The sequence below is a fragment of the Sphingobacterium thalpophilum genome, from assembly GCF_901482695.1.
Lineage (GTDB): Bacteria > Bacteroidota > Bacteroidia > Sphingobacteriales > Sphingobacteriaceae > Sphingobacterium > Sphingobacterium thalpophilum.
In genome coordinates, this window is sequence record NZ_LR590484.1 from 2,396,712 (window position 1) to 2,417,942 (window position 21,231).

Here is a 21,231-nt window from a genome sequence, read left to right on the forward strand (position 1 = left end):
ATAAGTCATGAATTTACATTATTTTGTTTCCGTTCTTTTTTTGCTGCAGCTGCACCTTAGCTTTGGACAGGGACGTACCAAAGTCCGTTTTAACGAGAATTGGCATTTTACATTACACGACCAGTTGGAATATCGACTGGATGATAAAGATGCGCAGGACTGGGAGCTTGTCGAATTACCACACGACTGGAGTATTAAAGCTGATTTCGGTGCAGCATATCCTGCAGGAAACGCCGGTGGCGCATTACTCGGAGGGATCGGCTGGTATAGTAGGGAATTTCAATTGCCGACAAGCGATAAAGGAAAGTGCATTCAGCTACACTTCGGCGGAATCTATCGCTATGCTGAACTTTGGATCAACGGAGTTTATTTGGGGAAAATACCCAATGGCTATCTGTCATTTACAGTAGATCTGACCCCCCACCTGAAATATGGAAATCAAAACAATCGAATTGCTGTCCGTGTGGATAACAGTAAGCAGCCCAACTCCAGGTGGTATACGGGCTCGGGCATTTACCGTGATGTATATTTGATCAAAACAAGTCCGGTATACCTGAATGAGAGCGAAACATTTATCAGTACACCGGAAGTTCGCGGTACACTTGGGGCTTTAAAGGTGCAATCCAAATTGTCCAGCATAACGGCTGCCAAAGGAAGTTCGTATGGTAAAAAATATCAGCTAACCGTTTGGGATCCACACGGAAATCTCCTCCTAACAAAAACAGGAACAGCACAGAACGGAAACATCGATGAAACAGTGTCAGTGGACAAGCTGATGCACTGGAGTCCCGAGGCGCCTAATTTATATCGTGTTCAATTGGCTCTTTTGAACAGAAATAATAAGGTGGATGATCATATTGAAAGGAAAATCGGCTTTCGGACGTTCCGGTTTGATGCAAAAATGGGTTTTTATCTCAACGGAAAGCCCTTAAAAATCCTGGGCGTGTGTATGCACCATGATCTGGGGGCCCTAGGAGCCGCATTCAATAAGTCAGCAGCCAAACGACAACTTCTGATGATGAAGGAAATGGGCGCCAATGCCATTCGCACGGCACACAATCCTCCGGCGGAGGAACTACTTGATCTCTGTGACGAAATGGGGATACTGGTATATAATGAAGCTTTTGATATGTGGAAAAAACGTAAAAATAAGTTTGATTACCACATCGATTTTCCGACGGCACATCTGAGCGATTTAGAAGCTTTTGTACGCAGAGACCGCAATCATACTTCAGTAATTCTGTGGAGTATCGGAAATGAGATCAGAGAGCAATTTGATTCTACAGGCATAGCCCTTACGCAGGAGATGGCTAGATTGGTCAGGTTCCTGGATCCTACAAGACCCGTCACTGCGGCCCTGACAGAAAATAATTATGCGAAGAATTTTATTGCTCAGGCCCAGGCTTTGGATGTGTTGGGCTTCAATTATAAGCATGAAGATTACGACAAACTACCAGTAGAATTTAAAGATAAGCCTTTGTTAGCTTCGGAGACTGTATCGGCCTTGCAGACTCGAGCTGTCTATGACAAGTTGCAGGACACGATCCAGTTCTGGCCAGCCTCTTCCAAAGACAAATATGTTGTCCATGGCAATCCAGATTTTACGGTATCCGCATACGATAACGTGGCTGCCTATTGGGGTACCAGCCATGAAAAGGCCTGGCTTGCGGTCAAGAACCGTCCTTTCTTGGCCGGAACTTTTGTCTGGACCGGATTTGATTATCTGGGGGAACCGGTGCCCTATCCCTATCCTGCACGGAGTTCTTATTACGGCATTGTGGATCTCGCCGGTATTCCAAAAGATGTCTACTATATGTATCAGTCAGAATGGACCGACAAAGATGTGCTCCATCTTTTGCCGCACTGGAACTGGAAAGAAGGAGATACGGTGGATGTATGGGCCTACTATAATCGGGCAGACGATGTAGAGCTTTTTCTTAACGGAAAAAGCCTGGGGACTTCAATGAAAACAGCGGACCAGTTGCATGCTGCCTGGAAAGTGCCGTTTCAGAAAGGTGAGCTGAAAGCAATAAAAAGACGAAATGGCCATATTGTACAAGAAGCAACCGTCCGAACGGCAACTGATGCCCATCGGGTAGAGATTGTGTTGGAACATGAAAAATATGCTACTGGAGAATCCCGTGATCTTTACTTCGTGACAGCGACTCTGGTTGACAAGGTGGGACAGCACGTGTTGCACAATGACCAAGAAATTGAGTTTATTGTCAAGGGAAATGGGAAAGTGCTCGGAACGGACAATGGTTTTCAGGCAGATTTACGGGGCTTACATCATCCCAAAAGGAAAACATTCAAGGGAAAGGCTTTAGGCATTATTCAAAAAACAGACAGTGCACCATGCACGGTCATTATCCGTTCGGCTTTGGGGGAGCAAACGATAACCATCTAACCATTGGTCCTTCAAGTTCCGGAAGGACCATCTAATTCAAAAAACAACCACATTACTCAATAAATCTAATATTCAATATGAACATGAACCAGGTTAATATCGGAAAAATGACCTTAGGAGTCGCGACTCCCGTTGTAAAATATCCGATGTTAATACTCTTTTGCAGTAGCTTTGCACTCGGAAGCCCGTTGATTTCCAATGCTACAATAAATGCCGCCGCTCTTCAAGCTATTACGGTAGACCAGATAAAAGAACTAAAAGGTAAGATAACAGATGAACAGGGAAACCCTGTTGTTGGTGCCACAGTTTCGCTGGTTAATTCATCGTTGTCCACCTCCTCCAATGTGAAAGGAGAATTTACATTGCGTATGACGAGCGAGCTTGGTACTATCAAAGTCACTTCACTAGGTTTTTCAGAAACGGTCCTGGCAGTAAACGCTGGCGCCAACGTCAATATCGCCTTAAAAAAAGACGATCAGGCACTGGAGGAGGTTGTAGTGATCGGTTATGGTACCGCCAAGCGGCGGGATCTTACAGGAGCGGTAGCTTCGGTGAAATCAGACGAGATTATGATGACACCCACAGCCAATGTCATGGACGCCTTACAGGGAAAAGTTTCGGGTCTGGATATAACCAAATCATCTGGACGGGCAGGAGCTAACGTAAGTGCGAGTTTGCGCGGTAATCGGTCTATCTCTGGTGATAATAACCCCCTTTATATTATCGACGGTATTCCTGGAGATTTTACCAGCTTAAATCCCAGTGATATTGAATCCATAGATATTCTGAAAGATGCTTCATCCACAGCGATTTATGGGTCTGCTGGGTCCAACGGTGTAATCATCATTACGACCAAACAAGGAAAGTCGGGTAAAGCCATTGTGAATTTTGACGCCTACTTTGGCTACAATGGTTTTCCCAAATATCCGCATGGCTTGGTCGGTGAGGAGTACATGAAATTGAAAAGGGAGGCTTATCGCGGAGAACACGACAGCTATCCCGAATTCGCGAACAATATTTTTAAGAATCCCAAGCAACTAGCAGCGTTTGAAAGCGGTAAATGGGTAGACTGGGTGGACTTGATCCTGAAAGATGGAATACAACAGAATTATAGCTTCTCGGTCAATGGCGGTAATGAAAAAACGAGGGCTTTCCTGTCGGTCAACTATAATGATGAAGAAGGCCTGATCAAAAACGATAACAGCAAAAAGTATGCAGTGCGGGCGAATATAGACCACAAGCTTTCAGCGCTATTTAAAGTGGGAGCCAATCTGCAATATACGTATAAGGATAATAACCAGGCCGCTCAAAATATATTCGGTAATAGCCTGACCTTTTTGCCCCTAGGTGATGCCTTCGATGCGAATGGCAATATCAATCATATTCCGGTGGATGGTGTGACCAATCCATTGTCGGATCAGATCAAGGATCAATATAAAAATAATATTCTTAATAACTATTTTGCCGGTAACGCCTACATCGATTTTACCCCGGTTAAAGGGCTATCTTTTCGTTCCATCTTCGGGGCCACTATGATGTCACAACGTACTGGCCGCTATTTTGGTACACAATCCATCGCCAATCCAGAAGCGGGTTTTAAGCTGCCGGCCGCAGTGATTATCAATGACAGAAATTACAACTATCGTTGGGAAAATATTCTGAATTACGAATTCAGTTTGCAAGAAGATCACCATTTTGCGGTGACAGGTGTGACCTCCTGGTCGAAAAATCAGGCAGAGCAGGCCTATGCCGGTGGGTCTGGCTTTGATTTGGATTCATATTCTTTCCATAACCTGAGCGCTGCGACGACTTCAGTTATCCGTTCATCTTATATCGGGTCGCAGTCCATGTCTTATGTGGGACGTGTGAACTATAATTATCAAGGACGGTATTTGTTATCGCTATCGAGTCGCTGGGATGGCGTTTCCAGACTTTCGGCAGGGAATAAGTGGGATGTATTCCCTGCGGGCGCTTTTGCGTGGCGCCTAAGCGATGAACAGTTTTTCGCTTCTTTAAAAAATAAGGTATCGGAATTGAAACTACGGGCAGGTTATGGTATTACGGGCAATTCAGGGGGTGTTGGGGCCTACGGTACACAAGCTGGCGGATTTAATGCCCCTAAGCCTGTGGGCTTTGGTGAAAGTACGCCGGGGCCTGCTTTTATTTTAAATCAGCAATTGGCCAACAAAGATCTGGGCTGGGAAAAATCGTATAGTACCAATATTGGTCTGGATGCCGAGTTTTTAAACCGCAGGGCCAACCTGACCATAGACTGGTATCATACCGAAACCAAAGACCTGCTCTTTTTGCGGGATATGCCAGCATCGTTGGGTGGATCCTGGGGGGCACCATTTAAGATGTGGCAAAATATCGGTGCGACCACGAACAGAGGATTTGAATTGGCCTTAAATACCAAGAACATTCAAGGCGACAACTTTAACTGGCATTCAACATTGACTTTTTCGACCAATAAAGAACGAGTGACCTCATTACTCGACGGAAAGGATTTGATTTCCAGTGGTCTGTTTCTAAATCATCCAATCAGGACTTTCTATGACTACAAGTATTTAGGCATTTGGCAGGAAAGTGAAGCAGAACAAGCTGCGTTGTTTAATTCAGAGCCAGGCGACATCAAACTAGCGACCGATGGTACCGTAAACGAAGATGGTACGCACGCGTATGGAGCGAATGACAAAAGAATTCTTGGTTCGGCCGTTCCGAAATGGACGGGCGGATTCCAGAATAACTTTAAATACCAAAACTGGGATCTGTCGATATTTTTGACGGCCAGATGGGGACAGATGCTGCTCAACAATTTGATTACCCGGTACGATCCGACGACCGGAGTTGGAAATAGCCCGGACGACATCGATTACTGGACGCCCGAAAACCCCGGAGCATATCTTCCAAGGCCAGGGTTGCACTCATCGACAAGTGGCTATATTGGATTTGATGCATTGAAATATGTGGATGGTTCCTATTTTAAAATACGGAATATTACCTTGGGCTACAGCTTGCCAAAGAACTTCATCAAGCGTCTTTCCATGGAGCGTTTCCGTTTTTATGCCACGGCCAACAATCCATTCATTTTTACGAAAAGCAAGCTTTTAAAGTATCAAGATCCTGAATCCAACGGTTCGGATAACTTTCCGTTGACCAAGCAATTTGTAATAGGACTTAATGTGACCTTTTAATGAAGTTATTTATGAAGATAAACTATTTTAACATACTTTTCTGTGCTGGGCTGTTTTTGAGCTCCTGTTCTTTAGAAGAATACAATCCTTCGGGTGTCACCGTCGATAAAGTAGCGGAAAACAAGGCTGGTTTCGACAAGCTGGTCAATAGCTGTTATTTCGATTTGCCGCGTTATTTTTACGGTCGGAACTTCCTGCTCGTCACCGAAGGGGGCACAGATTTGTGGACTGCCGACCTCAATTCGAATAATAATCAAAACTATTTGAAATATGCTTCTGGTGGATCTATGTCCATTGATATGGCCAAGGATTACTGGAATGGAGCCTATGATGCCATCAACTACTGCAATATCGTCATCGGACGTGCTGATCAGGTAAAGGATTTTTCAAGCGAGGAGGAGAAACTTGCGAAAGTTTCAGAAGCCCATTTCTTGAGGGCCTTGTATTATTTCCATTTGGTTGAACAGTTTGGCCCCTGTCCGCTCAACCTCACAGAGACCTCCGCTGCGAATACTGCTGCCGTGCGCACCCCAGTGTTGGAAATATATGAGAAATGTATCCTGCCGGACCTCAGGTTTGCCGCCCAGCACCTGCCGCTAAGCTCTACGGAAGTGGGCAGACCAAGCCAGAAAGCGGCATTGGGGCTACTGGCTAAAGCCTGTCTGCAGACAAAAGAGTATAATACCAACCAATATATGGAGGAGGCCCTGCAGGCAGCACAACAAGTGATCGATAATCAGGCGCGTTATAATACGCGTCTTTACTCCGCCTTTATGGACAATTTCAATGCGGCTAACAACAAAAAGAATGCTGAGGCACTTTATCAAATCCCGTATTCTCAAGAATATGGGTCAACTAATGTATACGATCATAACAATGATTTTAAACGCTTTTACTGCACGCCAACAGCTTTCGGAGCAATACAGTTGGCCGGTTTTCAGACGGAAGTAGGACGTTGGTCGGGAGGAACATTCATGCCGACCAAATATCTGCTTGACGTCTTTAAAAACAAGGACAATACCCTCGATCCACGATATGCTATTTCATTTCAGACACAGTGGCTTTCGAATGTTGATTACAGCTGGAGTAGGGATGCTATTGTTCAGTTTGACCGCGAAGAGGGCGCCGTGACTACAGGTACGCATCTTCCTAAAGGTGCAGTCGCAATAAAAATCGCCCGGCAAGGTGAGGTTGGGTATGAAGAGGAGAAAAAGACACAATTCCAACAAAAATATCTTTGGCTTGATTTGGAAGATGTATATGGAGCTGATCAAAAAGTGAAGATGAAATACAACCGGACAAACCAGCTACCGGGGCAGGTGGACAATCCATTCATAAGCTTTTATCCGTCCTTGGTGAAATTTAATTCAGGCTCGTTGATCAGTCCCAAGGCCAACAATTTTACGAGTGATGCCTATGCAACGGTTATGCGCTTGGGAGAGCTTTACCTCATTGCCGCCGAAGCGTCGTTCCACTTGAACGGTGCGAATGCTATAGCAGCCAATTACATAAATGTCTTACGTGATCGGGTAGGTGCCCCGCGAGTTATTGCTTCGGACCTTTCCGCCCAATTTATACTCGATGAGCGAGCTCGTGAGCTATGCGGGGAATATACGCGTTGGTATGACCTGAAACGGATGGGTAAATTGAATAGATCTTATTTGATGAACACCAATCCGGATGTTGGACAATTTTTTAAAGATGGCGTACATGGCCTTAGACCTATCCCGCAAGGACAGATGGATGCAGTTAGTAACCCTAATGAATTTCTGCAGAACAATGGCTATTAAAAAGACGGTTTTTATATGGTTCTTTAGTTTTTTGTCGCTCTGCACATTCGCACAGACGGGTGAAATATACGTCGGTAAGCAGAGCAACAAGGCGCAACGGGATGGCAGTGCTGGAGCGCCATTTTTGACGCTGCAAGATGCATTGCGACAGGCACGGGAATGGCGGCGTATTCAGGATCCACGGATGCAGAGGGGGATTACGATTTGGGTCGGAGACGGTGTGTACGTCCCCCCACAGACGATTTTGATTCGTCCTGAAGACAGCGGGACTGCCGAAAGTCCAACATGGATCAAAGGTCTGGGTAAGGAAGCGATCTTTTCGGGCGGTGTTACCATTGCTGGCTGGCAACCGCTGAAGGGCGAAAAGAGATTGGACGCTGCTGTTGCCAAGCATGTTGTGGTGGCAGAGGCCCCCCGGGTCGGCGGGAAGTACTTTCCTTTTCGGCAATTATGGGTGGGTTCACGGAAAGCAATTCGTGCAGAGAGCCATGACGATGCCCATTTACCCCGTATCATCAATTGGAATTTTAGCAGGCAGGCCGCAATTGTCCCCAATGTATTTCCAAAATTTGCATTCAAAGCTGGTATGGAGTTTTTTATCCACCAGTGGTGGGCCATAGCCCAGCTACGGATCCGGGAAGCGGTCGTTACAAAAGATAGTATTACCCTTCTCTTCCATGAACCCGAAGGAAAAATACAGAACGAACACCCATGGCCTAAGCCCTGGCTATCCAAAGAGCACGGCAACTCGGCCTTTCGCCTTGTCAATGCCCTTGAATTTTTGGATCAGCCGGGGGAGTGGTTTCTGGATGAAGATCAGCATAAAGTCTATTATTATAAAAGGCCTGATGAACAGCTGAATCAGCTAAATGTCGTAGTGCCTTATCTTGAAACGATCCTGCGAATGCAAGGCACTTTGGAGTCGCCTGTACGACATGTATATATAGAGGGCCTACAATTTCAGCATAGCTCTTGGTTGAGACCACATGATTACGGTCATGTTGCGCTACAGGCAGGGATGTATTTTTTGGATGCATATAAACTGACGCCGCCCGGCACTGCAGATAAAACGGGGCTGGAAAATCAAGCTTGGCTAGGCCGACCGGAGGCAGCTGTCGTCCTGAGCCATACAGCCCATACTAAAATTTCGGCCTGCCGCTTTTCCCACTTGGCAGCCACAGGAATTGACTATAGAGAGGCTAATTTGCAAGATACCTTAATCGCCAACTTATTTCAGGATATCGGCGGTTCCGGTATATTGCTGGGGCAGTTTTCGGATGAACAGGTGGAAGCTCATTTACCTTTCCAGCCAAGCGATCAACGTATATTAACGGATGGTCTGGTAGTCCAAAATAATCTGGTACAGGATATCGGCAATGAGGACTGGGGCACCGTAGGTATTGGGGCTGGTTTTGTCCGTAATGTGTCCATCGAGCACAATGAACTGCTGGACCTGCCTTATACTGGCATCAGCTTGGGCTGGGGCTGGACACCGACGGTTAATAGTATGCGCAATAATCGGGTGCTTTACAACAGAATAACGCGTTATGGCAGATACATGTATGATGTGGCTGGGATTTATACGCTTTCGGCCCAACCCGGAACAAAAATTCAATATAATGTGATTGACAGTATTTATCGGTCACCCTATGCACATATTCCGGATCATTGGTTTTACCTGTATACCGATGAAGGATCTGCTTACATGAACGTGAGCAACAACTGGTTCCCTTCCAATAAGATTCTTAAGAACGCGAATGGGCCAAGCGTGGAATGGACCAATAACGGACCCGACGTAGATCCTAAAGTGGTTAAACAAGCGGGTATTCAGGAGACGTATGCTGACCTGTTGAGTGCAAAGAGGCCAATAGCAGCTGCCACGGAGATCAATACATACGTCCCTTTTACAAAACCGGTCTTTTTTCAGATCTACGACCCGCAGCAGCAATTATCCGCAGCAGCAATCAAAAACTTTTTTGTCAGACAGGGCGCGGATATCAGCCAGATTTTTCATTGGAAGCACTATACCGTATTGATGACGAGTGATGAGATGGGTAAGAAACTCGCGAGTGCGTGGGTCGCCAGCTATCCTGCAATAGCATATAAGCTGTTCAACGATCTGTTCTATACCTTCGATCGTACCGACTTTGGGGGAGAGAAGCCCAAGGAGACCGATTTTGTCCTACTAACGGCACAGCTACTGGATGATCGGAACAAACAGGAAGCTTACTATCGGGCGCATAAAGAACAATTTAAAAAATGGCCTGAAGTCGCTTCGGGATTTTGTCGCGCAGGCTTCGATGAAGTACTCGTCTATCGAAACGGCCGACAGCTGATGCTCTATATCTCATTTCCAAAAGGACAGGATTTTAAGAGGATTGATCAGCTGACGACCAAGGATAACCCGAAAGTGGTGGAATGGAATCGGCTCATGGGCAGTTATCAGGAAGGCATTCCAGGAACGGGCAAAGATGAAACGTGGATTTTTTATAAACAATAAAATGGAAAGTATTCAAAAGTTAAAATTAGGAATTTTAGGACTTGGGGAAGGGCGCAGCACCATGTCTGCAGCCCTGCAGAGCTCCTCTATCGAATTGGTGCAGATCTGCGACCTGAATGAAGAATTGGGACGTAAGCGGATGAAAGAGTTTGATTTTCATGCGTATACCAACAATTATCAGGACATGCTCCATGATAAAAATATTGAAGCCATCGCAATTTATACGCCTGATCATGTTCATGCGAAACATATTCAGCTGGCTTTAGAGCACGATAAACATGTGATCTGTACCAAACCGTTTATCGACAATCTCGCGGATGCCAATGATCTGCTCGAACTTGCGGCGAAGAAAAACCGGCGCGTATTTGTCGGGCAAAGCTCCCGTTTTTTTGAGCCAGTAAAAAAACAAAGGGAAGATTTTGAAGCTGGTCTTATTGGCGAGTTGATCACGATTGAGGGCTATTACCATGCCGATCACCGGTGGTTTTTGGAGAAGCCCTGGTCCTTGCAATCTACCTTCAAATGGCTGTATGGTGGGCTTAGCCATCCGGTTGACTTCATTCGCTGGTACCTGCCGAATATTGACGAGGTGATGGGCTATGGCATGCTGAGTGCCAATGGAAAGAAAGGCGGTCTTCAAAATGTGGATACCATGCACTTTATTTTTAAAGCCGAAGACGGCCGGGTAGCGCGCGTCAGTGGCGCATATACAGGTCCCGTTCAGCCAGTCACGCGGGATAGTAAGATGAGCTGTATTTTACGGGGTACTGAGGGAGCCAGCCAGGCGGATTATATGGATCTTCGTTATGCGATTACGGATAAAAATGGTGAAGAGCGTATGTTGACCTGGGAGCACAAGCTCAAGCACTATTTCCGCTTTGAAGGAAAAAGCCACCATGCCGGCGAATACCAAAATTATCTGGAATATTTTGCAAAGGCCATACGCACAGGTGAAGAGGCCTTCCCTGATATGAAAGAAGGCATTGGTACGATCGCCCTATTGCAAGCGATGGATGAGTCATTGACAACCGGCAAGCCCGTACGTCCAAAAGAACTGTTGGAAAGATATGCTGTTGATTTGAGCTTGGGAAGATGAATACGATTTTAGACAAATTAACCGTATATGATTATTGCATCGTTGTCACCTATCTGCTGGTGTTGCTGACAATCGGCTTTCTGTCATCCCGCAAAAAAGCTGAGGGCTCGGCGCATTTTTTGGCGGGGAAATCTTTAAGCTGGTACAGCATCGGATTCAACATGTGGGCAACCAACGTTGGCCCCTCGATGTTGCTTGCTTTCGCAACCGTCGGGTATACCACAGGCATTGTTGCTGTCAACTTTGACTGGTATGCATTCGTTTATTTGTTTTTATTGGCCATGGTGTTTGCACCACGCTATATTGCGACGGGTGTACGGACCTTGCCTGAATTTATGGGTAAACGGTTTGGAGCAAAGACGCAGACGATCTTAGCGTGGTATTCTTTGGTGAAAATGTTGATTTCCTGGCTTTCTCTCGGCTTGTTTGCCGGCGGATTTTTGGTTCGGCAGATCGTAGGTATCCCGATGTGGCAATCTGTCACCGTACTTGTTGCCCTGGCAGGCCTGTTTGCCTATACAGGCGGCTTGAAAACGGTAGCGAAGATCAATATCTTTCAAATGATTTTGCTGATTGCCGTGTCGGCTTTTTTGACTTTCTTGGGACTTGTTAAAATCGGTGGCATAAGTACACTCCTGCAACAGACTCCCGCGAATTATTGGTCGTTGATCAGGCCTGCCAGCGACCCTGATTATCCTTGGTATGCCATCGCTTTAGGATATCCTGTTGCGGCAATCGCGTTCTTCTGTACAGATCAGGCTATGGTACAGTCGGTTTTGGGAGCGAAAAACCTTGAACAAGGACAATTGGGTGTTAATTTTATCGCCTGGCTGAAGATTCTATCCCTACCATTGTTTATTCTAACTGGGATTATTTGTTCCGTTTTATATCCTGGACTCCGTGATCCCTCGTTAGCTTATATGACGATGGTGACGAACCTGTTCCCTACCGGACTGAATGGATTGGTCATTGTGGTCCTGATTGCTGTACTGGTCGGAACGATCGGTTCGTCGCTCAATTCGCTAAGCACAGTTTTTACGATGGACATCTACTTGAAGCAGATACGACCGGACGCAACGGATCAGCAGATTACGCGCATTGGCCGATATACGGTTATCGTAGGTTGTGTAATATCGGTGTTTATGGCTCTTGCCATTGACCAGATCAAAGGGCTCAATCTATTTGATATTTTTCAGTCTATACTGGGCTTTATAGCGCCCCCTCTTGCGGTAGCTTTTTTAATGGCTGTATTATGGAAACGGACTAACCGGGCCTGTATAAATACGCTGTTGACTTTGGGTGCGGCGCTAAGTCTGGGGACAGGTATATGTTATCTCTGGATTTTTCCCAAAGATACATATCCGTTTTGGCCACATTACCTAATGCTTTCATTTAGTTTATTCGCTCTCCTGCTCGTTATCGGTATTGGGATAGCATGGTGTATGCCGAAATCAGCTTACGAACTGGAGCATAGCGAAAGCTTAAAGATCAAAATGGAAAAGCCAAGCTCCTCGGTGAAGGCTGCGTGGATAGCATTGTTTCTGGTTATGTTCTTAATGTATCTCGTTTTTAAATAGCTGGTTAGCTCAGGCCAAGATTCGCTTCAATGCGCGATCGGCATTTTTCCAAACTGGCGACAATATCTTCCGTTGACATATTTTGTCCGATTTGACGGCGGATAAGCTTGGAAGCGGTGAGGCAGGCGATAATGCCTGTTTCACGGGTTCCGATAGGAACAGAAATATCAATGATGCCTTCGGCATAAGCACTGGGCATCTCGTAAAAGCCCTTACGTTTGATCTCGTCCAGGTCGGTGTCGAATTGTTGACGATCTGCTTTTTTCAGACTACGATAATACGAGTCAGCGTCTAGAATAGCTCTTTTTTTCTCTTCATCGGAAAAACTCAGGAGCAGCTTTCCAGATGCCGTTTGTGATGTATTGTATAGGTTGCCTTCTTCAATAACGATCCGGATAGGAGATGAGCCTCTGGCGTAGGCAATGACCATGACCTGATTGTCGTAGATCACACAGAGGTGGCAAGGATCTTTAATTTCGTTGGAAGCATCTTGCATCGGCAGCAAAGAGGTTGCCCGGAGCTTTTCCACGAAAGAATGCCGGTGCGAAAGATAATAGAGCTTCAGTGAAAGCGAGTACTTTGACGAAATTGGATCGCGGTGGATATAGCCTTTGGATTCTAAAGATGCAAGCATGCGATAGATCTCATTGGGACTTCGGTGAAGACCTATGGCGATCTCGGCCTGGGATTGAGCAGACGGCTGTAGGGCCAGAAATTCAATGATCTCTAATCCCTTTTCGAGCGCTGGTGCTTTATATTTATCGGAGCTATTTGATGGCATAATATGTTTTACTGTCAATGATTGAACTAAGATATAAAAACTATTTGATGTGCAATTTAGGAAGCTAAAAAAGCATCTTTAATTTTTATATTCAAATATTGTATTTATATTTGAATATAACAAATGGCTTTTTGTTCGGCAAAAAGCACGCGATGGGAAAAGATTATAAACAGATTTGATACCAACAACAAACCTATTCAACTCGGATTGAGAAATTGTGCGCGAATGGTATGTGTAACAGGGTAATATCCGAAACGAATCACCATGATAAATAATAACTGAAATATAGAATGACAGCGAAAATCCAATTGAGAGGGATTACTTGGGGGCACACCAGAGGCTTGGTGCCTATGGTTGCGACCGCACAACGTTATGAGGAATTACACCCCGAAGTCGAAATTGTCTGGAAGAAACGTACATTGCAGGAGTTCGCTGATAAGTCAGTGACGGACCTGGCAAAAGAATATGATTTATTGGTGATCGACCACCCTTGGACAGGACATGCTGCGGCAAAAGGTATGCTTGCGCCATTCGACGATTACTTGCCAGCAGAATTTCTAACTGACCAACGCGTGAATAGCGTAGGGAAATCATACGAAAGCTATAATTTTTTGGGTAAGCAGTGGGCATTGGCCACGGATGCAGCGACGCCAGTGGCGGCAAGTCGCATGGATCTTTTGCAGGCATTGGGGCTGGCAGTCCCCCGGACATTTGACGATGTGTTAGCCTTGGCTAAAAAAGGAAGAGTTGGCTTCTCCTTGTTGCCGATAGATGTTTTGATGAGCTTCTACATGTTCTGCTGTTCTTTGGGAGAAGAGCCTTGTCAGGATCAAAATAAGGTGATCAGTGATGACATCGGCGTACAGGTGTTGAAATTATTCAAGTCCCTTGCAGACGTACTTGATCCGGCGTTTTACGAAAAGAATCCCTTCAAGGTGTTTGAGGCAATGACACAGGGTGATGAGATTGCTTATTGTCCTTTTGCCTATGGTTATTCCAACTACGCCCGAGCAGGTTATGCCCGAAAGATATTGCATTTTCATGATCTGGTATCCCTGAATGGTGTACCAATGATCAGCACCCTAGGCGGCGCTGGTCTGGCGGTGTCATCACAAAGCCGACATATTGCTGTTGCCATGGACTATGCACGATTTGTAGCGTCACCTGAGATTCAGGAAACGCTGTATGCGGAAAATGGTGGTCAGCCGGGTCATCTGCGTGCCTGGAAAAGTGAACGGGTGAATGCTTGCACGGCAAATTATTTTGCCTGCACACTGCCTGCTTTGGAGCGTGCCTACCTACGTCCCCGTTATGACGGTCACTTGTATTTTCAGGATCATGCCGGAGATATGGTCGTGGAATACTTACGGCAGGGTGGAAATGAGATGACTGTATTGGAGAAGATGAATGCAATGTACCGGAGATCATTAGTAGTAGATAGTGAAGAGAATGGATAACAAACCTTTGGAAGGCCTATTGGTCCTTGAATTTTCTCAATTTATGGCAGGTCCAACCGCGGGCTTGCGGTTAGCTGATCTCGGTGCCCGGGTTATCAAAATTGAACGTCCAGGGACAGGTGAGGGCGGCCGGCAGATTGCGATAAAAAATATTTTTGTAGACGAGAGTAGCCTGGTGTTTCACACCATCAATCGAAATAAAGAGTCGTATGCAGCCAACTTGAAGGATGAGAACAATCTGGAAGATATTAAGAAATTGATTCGCCAGGCGGATGTACTGACGCATAACTTCCGGCCCGGTGTCATGGAAAAAGTCGGACTGGATTATGAAAATGTCCGGAAAATTAATCCGAAGATCATCTATGCGACAGTAACAGGTTATGGAAATGAAGGTCCATGGGCGACAAAGCCAGGACAGGATTTGCTTGTACAGTCCTTGTCGGGGCTTTCGTGGTTATCGGGTTGTGAGCAGGATGGGCCAGTTCCTTTTGGACTGGCCGTAGTCGACATGTATTGTGCCACGCATCTGACTCAGGGCATACTGGCGGCACTGTTGAAGCGGGCCCGTACCCAGAAGGGTGGACTTGTAGAAGTGAGCTTGCTCGAGTCGGCATTGGATATGCAGTTTGAAGTGCTGACAACACATGCCAATGATGGCCGGAAGTTGCCGCAGCGGTCTACTGCGCGGGGAGCCGGACATGCTTATCTAAGTGCGCCCTATGGATTGTATAAAACCCGCGATGGCTATATGGCTCTGGCCATGGGAAATGTGGCGGATATAGCAGAGACGATCGGTTTGTCGGGCCAGTCTTATCAGGACGCTTCAGCCTGGTTTTCGCGGCGAGACAAAATTCTGGAAGAATTTGCAAGTATGCTGTGTGAAAAGACAACCGCCGAATGGCTTGCCCTTCTGGAGCCTAAAGGTATCTGGTGCGGACCAGTTAATGATTATCATCGCTTCTTTCAGGAAGATGGATTCATTGGGACAGGTATGTTGCAGCAAGTTGTTCTGCAGGATGGTACTTCACTGACTACTACGCGGAGTGTATACCAAATTGACGGTGAACACCTCTATGCCGATAGACCTGCGCCTAAAGTAGGGCAACACAATACGTCAATTGTTCATGATTATTTAGAAAATTAATATGTTACCATTAGCAGGGTATACCGTCGTTGACTTTAGCCAATTTTTATCCGGCCCTTTGGCCAGCCTACGTTTGGCAGATTTAGGCGCGCGGGTGATTAAAATAGAAAAGCCGGGAACGGGTGATATTTGCAGGCAACTTTATACTTCCAACACGGTATTGAACGGTAGCTCGACGGTGTTTCACGCGATTAACCGTAACAAAGAAAGTATCGTATTGGATCTGAAAGATGAAGCCGATGCTCAAGTGGTCTGGGATTTACTGGCCGGGGCTGATGTGGTGCTACACAATTTTCGTCCCGGAGTTATGGAACGGTTGGGATTTGATTATGCAAGCGTGCGGGAGATCAATCCAACGGTAATCTACGGGGAAATTTCGGGCTATGGAAAGGAAGGACCTTGGGTAGAACGTCCTGGACAGGATTTATTATTGCAGTCGCTTACGGGGATGACCTGGTTGAGTGGTGACGCAGCGCAGGGTCCGGTAGCGATGGGGCTCTCCATCGTGGACATGTTTGCGGGATCAAATTTATGCAGCGCCATATTGGCCTGCCTATATCGTCGTGCATTACAGCAGGTGGGGGCACATGTACATGTGAGTATGCTGGATTCCGCTGTAGACATACAATTTGAAGCGGTGACGACCTATTTTCGGGACGGCCATTTGTTGCCACAGCGTAGTACAATAAGCAATGCACACGCTTATCTGGCAGCACCCTATGGGGTATACCGCACACAGGATGGTTTTCTTGCTTTGGCGATGGGCTCTATTCCCGTCCTGGGAAAATTGTTGGGTTGTGCAGCATTGGAAACCTTTGCAGATGGTGAACAGGCCTTTCGGGAACGAGATAGCATCAAAACCATTTTGGGCGCACATTTGTTAACCGAACCCACTGCGCATTGGTTGGAAATACTGGAAGCAGCAGATATCTGGTGCGCTGATGTGCTGGACTGGAGAAGCCTGACCGCGCACGATGCTTTTAAAGTCCTGGATATGTTGCAGGAGGTTTCGATGGGCGATGGATTTGGTTATGAAACAACCCGCTGTCCGATTCGTATCGATGGCGAGCGGTTGGTGTCAGCGAAAGGCTCACCTAAGTTAGGCGAGCATAACAAAAAGATAATGGAGGAATTGTATGGCTAAATTACGTTTTGCCGTCCGGAAGTTCGAACCTTTTGAACGTGCCATGGAGAAATGCTGGGCGGCTTATCAGGCTTTGTATCCGTCGGATCTGGAGATGGAGTTCGTTCCCCTTGATTTGGAGCAGCTGACGGAAGCATTCTTCGAAAAAAAAGGACTTTATAGCGGTGAGTGGGATATCATCCATATCAATACCGATTGGATTACACGTGCCTACGAAACTAGGGGGGTAGCTGCGATGGACAGTATGCTGCTGCAGAATCCTCCAGAAGATGAAGAGCATGTTTGGTGTGAAAGCTTGCGGGCTCTGCAACGTTTTGATGGGCGGGTATTCGGTTTACCCTTTCATGATGGTCCGGAATGTCTGGTGATTCGAAAAGACCTATTTGACGACCCAGAAGAGCAGAACCGTTTTAAGGAATGTTACGGGAGGCCTTTGTCCGTGCCAACAACATGGGACGATTTTTTGGATGTGGCGGCATTTTTTACAAGGCCGGCTGACAATTTATACGGGACAGTGTTCGCAGGTTATCCTGATGGGCATAATGCCGTGTTTGACTTCTGCATACAACTGTGGTCCCGTGGGGGCGACTTGCAACAGGGCGAGACTTCCGTTAGGCTAGATCAGCCATTGGCAGTGGAAGCCCTGGATTTTTATCGCCATTTATTTAAGGCGGATCTGGGTTTGCATCCACAATCGGCGAGCTATGACTCGGTGCAGGCGGGAGCGGCATTTGCCCGTGGGGAGGTGGCGATGATGGTCAATTGGTTTGGATTTGCCTCTTGGGCACAGATTGACCATACTTCGGCAGTCCAAGGTCAGGTAGATGTGGCGCCTATTCCTTCGGGTGAAGGTGGTGTGTCCTCATCTCTAAACGTATACTGGCTATACGCGATTCCCGAAGGAAGCCAACATAAACAATTGGCGTATGATTTTATTCGTTTTGCTGTAAGCCGCCAGCAGGATAAAACGCTCACCCTCGCAGGTGGGGTAGGTTGTCGTTATTCTACCTGGTGTGATGCCGAAATCAACCGCATGATCCCCTTTTATAATAAGCTCGCGGAGCTGCATGAGACGGCGCGGACCTTACCGCGCCTGGCCAACTGGCCACAGATTGCGCATATCATCGATGAGACTGTCACGGAGGCGATTAGAACCAATGAAAATAGCCTCTCGTTGCTAGAGAAGGCACAGAAAAAAATAAATGTATGGTTATGATAGACATTAAGTATAAAACGATTTTACCCCAAACTCCTCTTCCTATCATTATTATTGGCGCTGGAGGAATCGTAAAAGATGCACATTTACCTGCCTATCGTAAGGCTGGTTTTCAGGTACATGGTATTGTTAACCGGACGAAAGAAAAAGCTGTCGCATTAGCTGCAGAATTTGATATTCCAAATGTGTATGACACCTTGGAGGACGCTGTGGCGCAGGCACCCAGAGATGCGGTATATGACGTGACTATCATGCCCAATACATTTATCGAGACGTTGGAAGCACTGCCCAACGGTGCCGCCGTATTGATTCAGAAGCCTATGGGGGACTATTATGTGGACAGTCAGGCTATCCTGCAGGTCTGTCAGCGAAAAGGGCTGGTCGCAGCGATCAATTGCCAGCTCCGCCAGGCACCCTTTGTGAATGCAGCCCGCTGGCTCATTGAACAGGGCCATATCGGGGAGTTATATGATCTGGAAGTGCGGGTGTCGGTGCATACACCTTGGCAATTGTTTCCGCATGTGATGGTGCATCCTCGCCTGGAAATTCTGTATCATAGTGTGCATTATATTGATTTGATCCGTTCATTTCTGGGCAATCCACGATCGGTGTATGCGAAAACATTGAAGCATCCTGCCAAGGATTTATCATCGAGCCGGACAACCCTGCTGTTTGATTATGGAGATACCATGCATGCAGTGGTTAATACAAACCATGACCACGAATTTGGCCAACGGCATGAAGAGAGCTATATCAAGTGGGAAGGCACTAAAGGTGCTATCAAAGCAACAATGGGCCTGTTGATGGACTATCCATATGGCCTGCCGGACGTGTTTGAATATTGTATCAAGCCGCAAGATGGAAGCAAGCCAGAGTGGGTCACTTATCCGATTGAAGGTACATGGTTCCCCGATGCTTTTATCGGCAGTATGGGGAGTCTGATGCGCTTCAAATTAGGAGAGATAGATGTGTTACCGGCAGCTGTGGAGGATGTCATCCATACGATGGCGGTAGTAGAAGCAGCTTATCGCAGCAGCGAAAGAGGCGGAGAACCAATAGGGAAGGAATAAGAATATTAAAACTAACCAACGACTAAAATGCATTTTGAATCTATTTTTTTTGAAGACTATAAACTAAACGATAAACGGACGACATTAGGACGGACGATTACCGAAACCGACTTTGTTGTCCATGCCGGGCATACGGGTGACTTTTTCCCACATCATCTGGACGCGGAATGGTGCAAAACACAGCCTTTCGGCCAGCGAATTGCTCATGGTACCATGATATTTGCGATCGGTATTGGGCTGACCGCTTCGGTCATCAATCCTGAAGCGTTTTCGAAAGGATACGATCGCCTACGGTTTGTCAAACCCGTTTTTATTGGTGATACTATACATGCTGAAATAACTATTTCCGAGAAGTCGGCTGCTAAAAATCCGGAATTCGGAACAGTAGTGGAGCATGTGGAAATTATTAACCAGCGTGACGAGGTCGTGCTGGTCGCTGACCATATTTTGCTGGCGAAACGGAAGGAATCCTCCATTTAACCGATCTATCGTATGGAAATTGGCACAAATACAACAATTAAATTAAGCAATACGGAATCTTCGAAAGCATATCTGTTTCCGTTTATCCTGATTGTCAGCTTGTTTTTTTTATGGGGCATGGCACATAACTTAAACGGCATACTAATTCCTCACCTGAAAAAGGCCTGTCAATTGACGAATAGCCAGTCAGCGCTTGTGGACACCTCGGTGTTCTTTGCCTATTTCATTATGGCACTACCAGCAGGCTATGCGTTGCGTAGGTGGGGGTACAAGCGATCTATTATGCTGGGGTTGATTATTTTCTCTTTTGGAGCCTTTTTATTTATACCCGCAGCAGACCTTCGTATGTACGAGCTTTTTTTATCGGCCTTATTTATCATAGGCTGTGGGCTAGCGCTGTTGGAAACAGCCGCGAATCCTTACGCTGCAGTATTAGGCCGGCCTGAGGCCGCGACGCATCGGCTCAATTTGGCGGCCTCATTTAACGGCTTGGCGGCCATGGTCGCACCTGTTATCGGAACGGTATTCATTTTGTCGGGGACGAGTTATTCTGAAGCCGAACTTGCGGCGATGACAGATACCAGTCGCATGGAATACTTTTTACAGGAGGCTTCGTCCGTAAAAATGCCCTATCTAATCCTAGGTTTGGCTCTTTTGGCTGTAGCTGTGATTTTTGCTTTTGTAAAATTGCCGGAGCTACAAGGAGAAAAGAAATTTGAGAAAAACGGACAAAAGTCAGGATTGTTTGCCGTCCTTCGACACCGGCATTTAAGCTTTTCGGTGGTTGCACAGTTTTTCTATGTTGGCGCACAAGTTTGTGTAACCAGTTTTTTTATTCGGATGGCGCAGCAGGGCGCAGGTGTCGACGAAAAGACGGCTGGTTATTTTCTAGGGGTATATGGTCTGCTTTTTATGGGAGGACGCTTTGTGGGAACTTTTTTACTACGTTATACGACAGCCCAGCGCTTATTAGCGATATACGCCCTGTGCTGTGCTGTTTTGGCCGGGCTGGCCATTTCGGGTACGGGAATGGTGATATTATATGCACTTGGAGGCTTGGGGTTTTTTATGTCAATTATGTTCCCCACTATTTTTTCCTTGGGCATTGTTGGTCTCGGAGACGAAACCAAACAAGCTTCTTCCTGGTTGATCATGTCGATCGTTGGCGGAGCGGTTTTTCCTTTCCTGACCGGAAGTATAATTGACGCGGCACATGATAATACACAAATCGGCTACAGCATTCCTTTGCTGTGTTACCTGGTTATCCTGTGGTTTGCGTTAAAAGGGTATAAACCGGCGAGCACATAAAGTTGTCGAGGGAATGCGAAAAAACATAAATATTATAGCATACAGAAATATTCACTATGTCTGTTAA

At 46.4% G+C, this 21,231-nt stretch carries 14 protein-coding genes; 13 read left to right on the top strand and 1 reads right to left on the bottom strand.

The window, feature by feature from the left end:
- The first annotated feature begins 7 nt into the window (after positions 1 to 7).
- The 6 genes from FGL37_RS10095 to FGL37_RS10120 all read left to right on the top strand — a co-directional run bounded on the left by FGL37_RS10095 (position 8) and on the right by FGL37_RS10120 (position 12,564).
- Positions 8 to 2,407, top strand: a complete 2,400-nt coding sequence (locus tag FGL37_RS10095) for a glycoside hydrolase family 2 TIM barrel-domain containing protein (protein WP_028071964.1) — start codon at positions 8 to 10, stop codon at positions 2,405 to 2,407.
- Positions 2,408 to 2,484: 77 nt separating this feature from the next.
- Positions 2,485 to 5,601 (top strand): SusC/RagA family TonB-linked outer membrane protein, encoded by a 3,117-nt coding sequence (locus FGL37_RS10100; protein ID WP_051607306.1) that lies wholly within the window; start codon positions 2,485 to 2,487, stop codon positions 5,599 to 5,601.
- A gap of 11 nt (positions 5,602 to 5,612) precedes the next feature.
- Positions 5,613 to 7,391, top strand: a complete 1,779-nt coding sequence (locus tag FGL37_RS10105; RefSeq protein WP_028071966.1) for a RagB/SusD family nutrient uptake outer membrane protein — start codon at positions 5,613 to 5,615, stop codon at positions 7,389 to 7,391.
- A complete protein-coding gene (locus FGL37_RS10110; protein ID WP_037534337.1) occupies positions 7,381 to 9,891 on the top strand; it encodes an L-rhamnose mutarotase in 2,511 nt (836 codons plus the stop codon). The genes FGL37_RS10105 and FGL37_RS10110 overlap by 11 nt, the downstream gene beginning before the upstream one ends.
- Position 9,892: 1 nt before the next feature.
- Entirely contained in the window at positions 9,893 to 10,987 is a 1,095-nt protein-coding gene (locus FGL37_RS10115) for a Gfo/Idh/MocA family protein (protein WP_028071967.1), read from the top strand.
- Positions 10,984 to 12,564 carry a sodium:solute symporter family transporter gene (locus FGL37_RS10120; RefSeq protein WP_028071968.1) on the top strand — a complete coding sequence of 527 codons (1,581 nt, stop codon included), beginning with the start codon at positions 10,984 to 10,986 and terminating at the stop codon, positions 12,562 to 12,564. Before FGL37_RS10115 ends, FGL37_RS10120 begins: the two co-directional genes overlap by 4 nt.
- A gap of 4 nt (positions 12,565 to 12,568) precedes the next feature.
- Here the strand turns inward: FGL37_RS10120 and FGL37_RS10125 are convergent, their stop codons facing one another.
- Entirely contained in the window at positions 12,569 to 13,345 is a 777-nt protein-coding gene (locus tag FGL37_RS10125) for an IclR family transcriptional regulator (protein WP_037534339.1), read from the bottom strand.
- A 290-nt stretch (positions 13,346 to 13,635) separates the two neighbouring features.
- On the opposite strand from FGL37_RS10125, the gene FGL37_RS10130 reads away from it, so the two are divergent.
- From FGL37_RS10130 to fucP, 7 genes are read left to right on the top strand one after another with little or no spacing between them, the layout of a single operon-like run.
- Positions 13,636 to 14,802 carry an ABC transporter substrate-binding protein gene (locus FGL37_RS10130; RefSeq protein WP_028071970.1) on the top strand — a complete coding sequence of 389 codons (1,167 nt, stop codon included), beginning with the start codon at positions 13,636 to 13,638 and terminating at the stop codon, positions 14,800 to 14,802.
- Positions 14,795 to 15,946 (top strand): CaiB/BaiF CoA transferase family protein, encoded by a 1,152-nt coding sequence (locus FGL37_RS10135; protein ID WP_037534341.1) that lies wholly within the window; start codon positions 14,795 to 14,797, stop codon positions 15,944 to 15,946. The genes FGL37_RS10130 and FGL37_RS10135 overlap by 8 nt, the downstream gene beginning before the upstream one ends.
- Position 15,947: 1 nt before the next feature.
- Positions 15,948 to 17,090: a CaiB/BaiF CoA transferase family protein gene (locus FGL37_RS10140; protein ID WP_028071972.1), complete on the top strand. Its 1,143-nt coding sequence runs from the start codon at positions 15,948 to 15,950 to the stop codon at positions 17,088 to 17,090.
- Positions 17,083 to 18,306, top strand: a complete 1,224-nt coding sequence (locus FGL37_RS10145; protein WP_028071973.1) for an extracellular solute-binding protein — start codon at positions 17,083 to 17,085, stop codon at positions 18,304 to 18,306. The genes FGL37_RS10140 and FGL37_RS10145 overlap by 8 nt, the downstream gene beginning before the upstream one ends.
- Positions 18,303 to 19,376 (top strand): Gfo/Idh/MocA family protein, encoded by a 1,074-nt coding sequence (locus FGL37_RS10150; RefSeq protein ID WP_081818000.1) that lies wholly within the window; start codon positions 18,303 to 18,305, stop codon positions 19,374 to 19,376. The genes FGL37_RS10145 and FGL37_RS10150 overlap by 4 nt, the downstream gene beginning before the upstream one ends.
- Positions 19,377 to 19,403: 27 nt before the next feature.
- The gene (locus FGL37_RS10155; protein WP_028071975.1) at positions 19,404 to 19,856 is read left to right on the top strand and encodes a MaoC/PaaZ C-terminal domain-containing protein; all 453 of its coding nucleotides are present in this window, start codon (positions 19,404 to 19,406) and stop codon (positions 19,854 to 19,856) included.
- A gap of 12 nt (positions 19,857 to 19,868) precedes the next feature.
- Positions 19,869 to 21,164 (top strand): L-fucose:H+ symporter permease, encoded by a 1,296-nt coding sequence (fucP, locus tag FGL37_RS10160; RefSeq protein ID WP_028071976.1) that lies wholly within the window; start codon positions 19,869 to 19,871, stop codon positions 21,162 to 21,164.
- Positions 21,165 to 21,231: the final 67 nt, after the last annotated feature.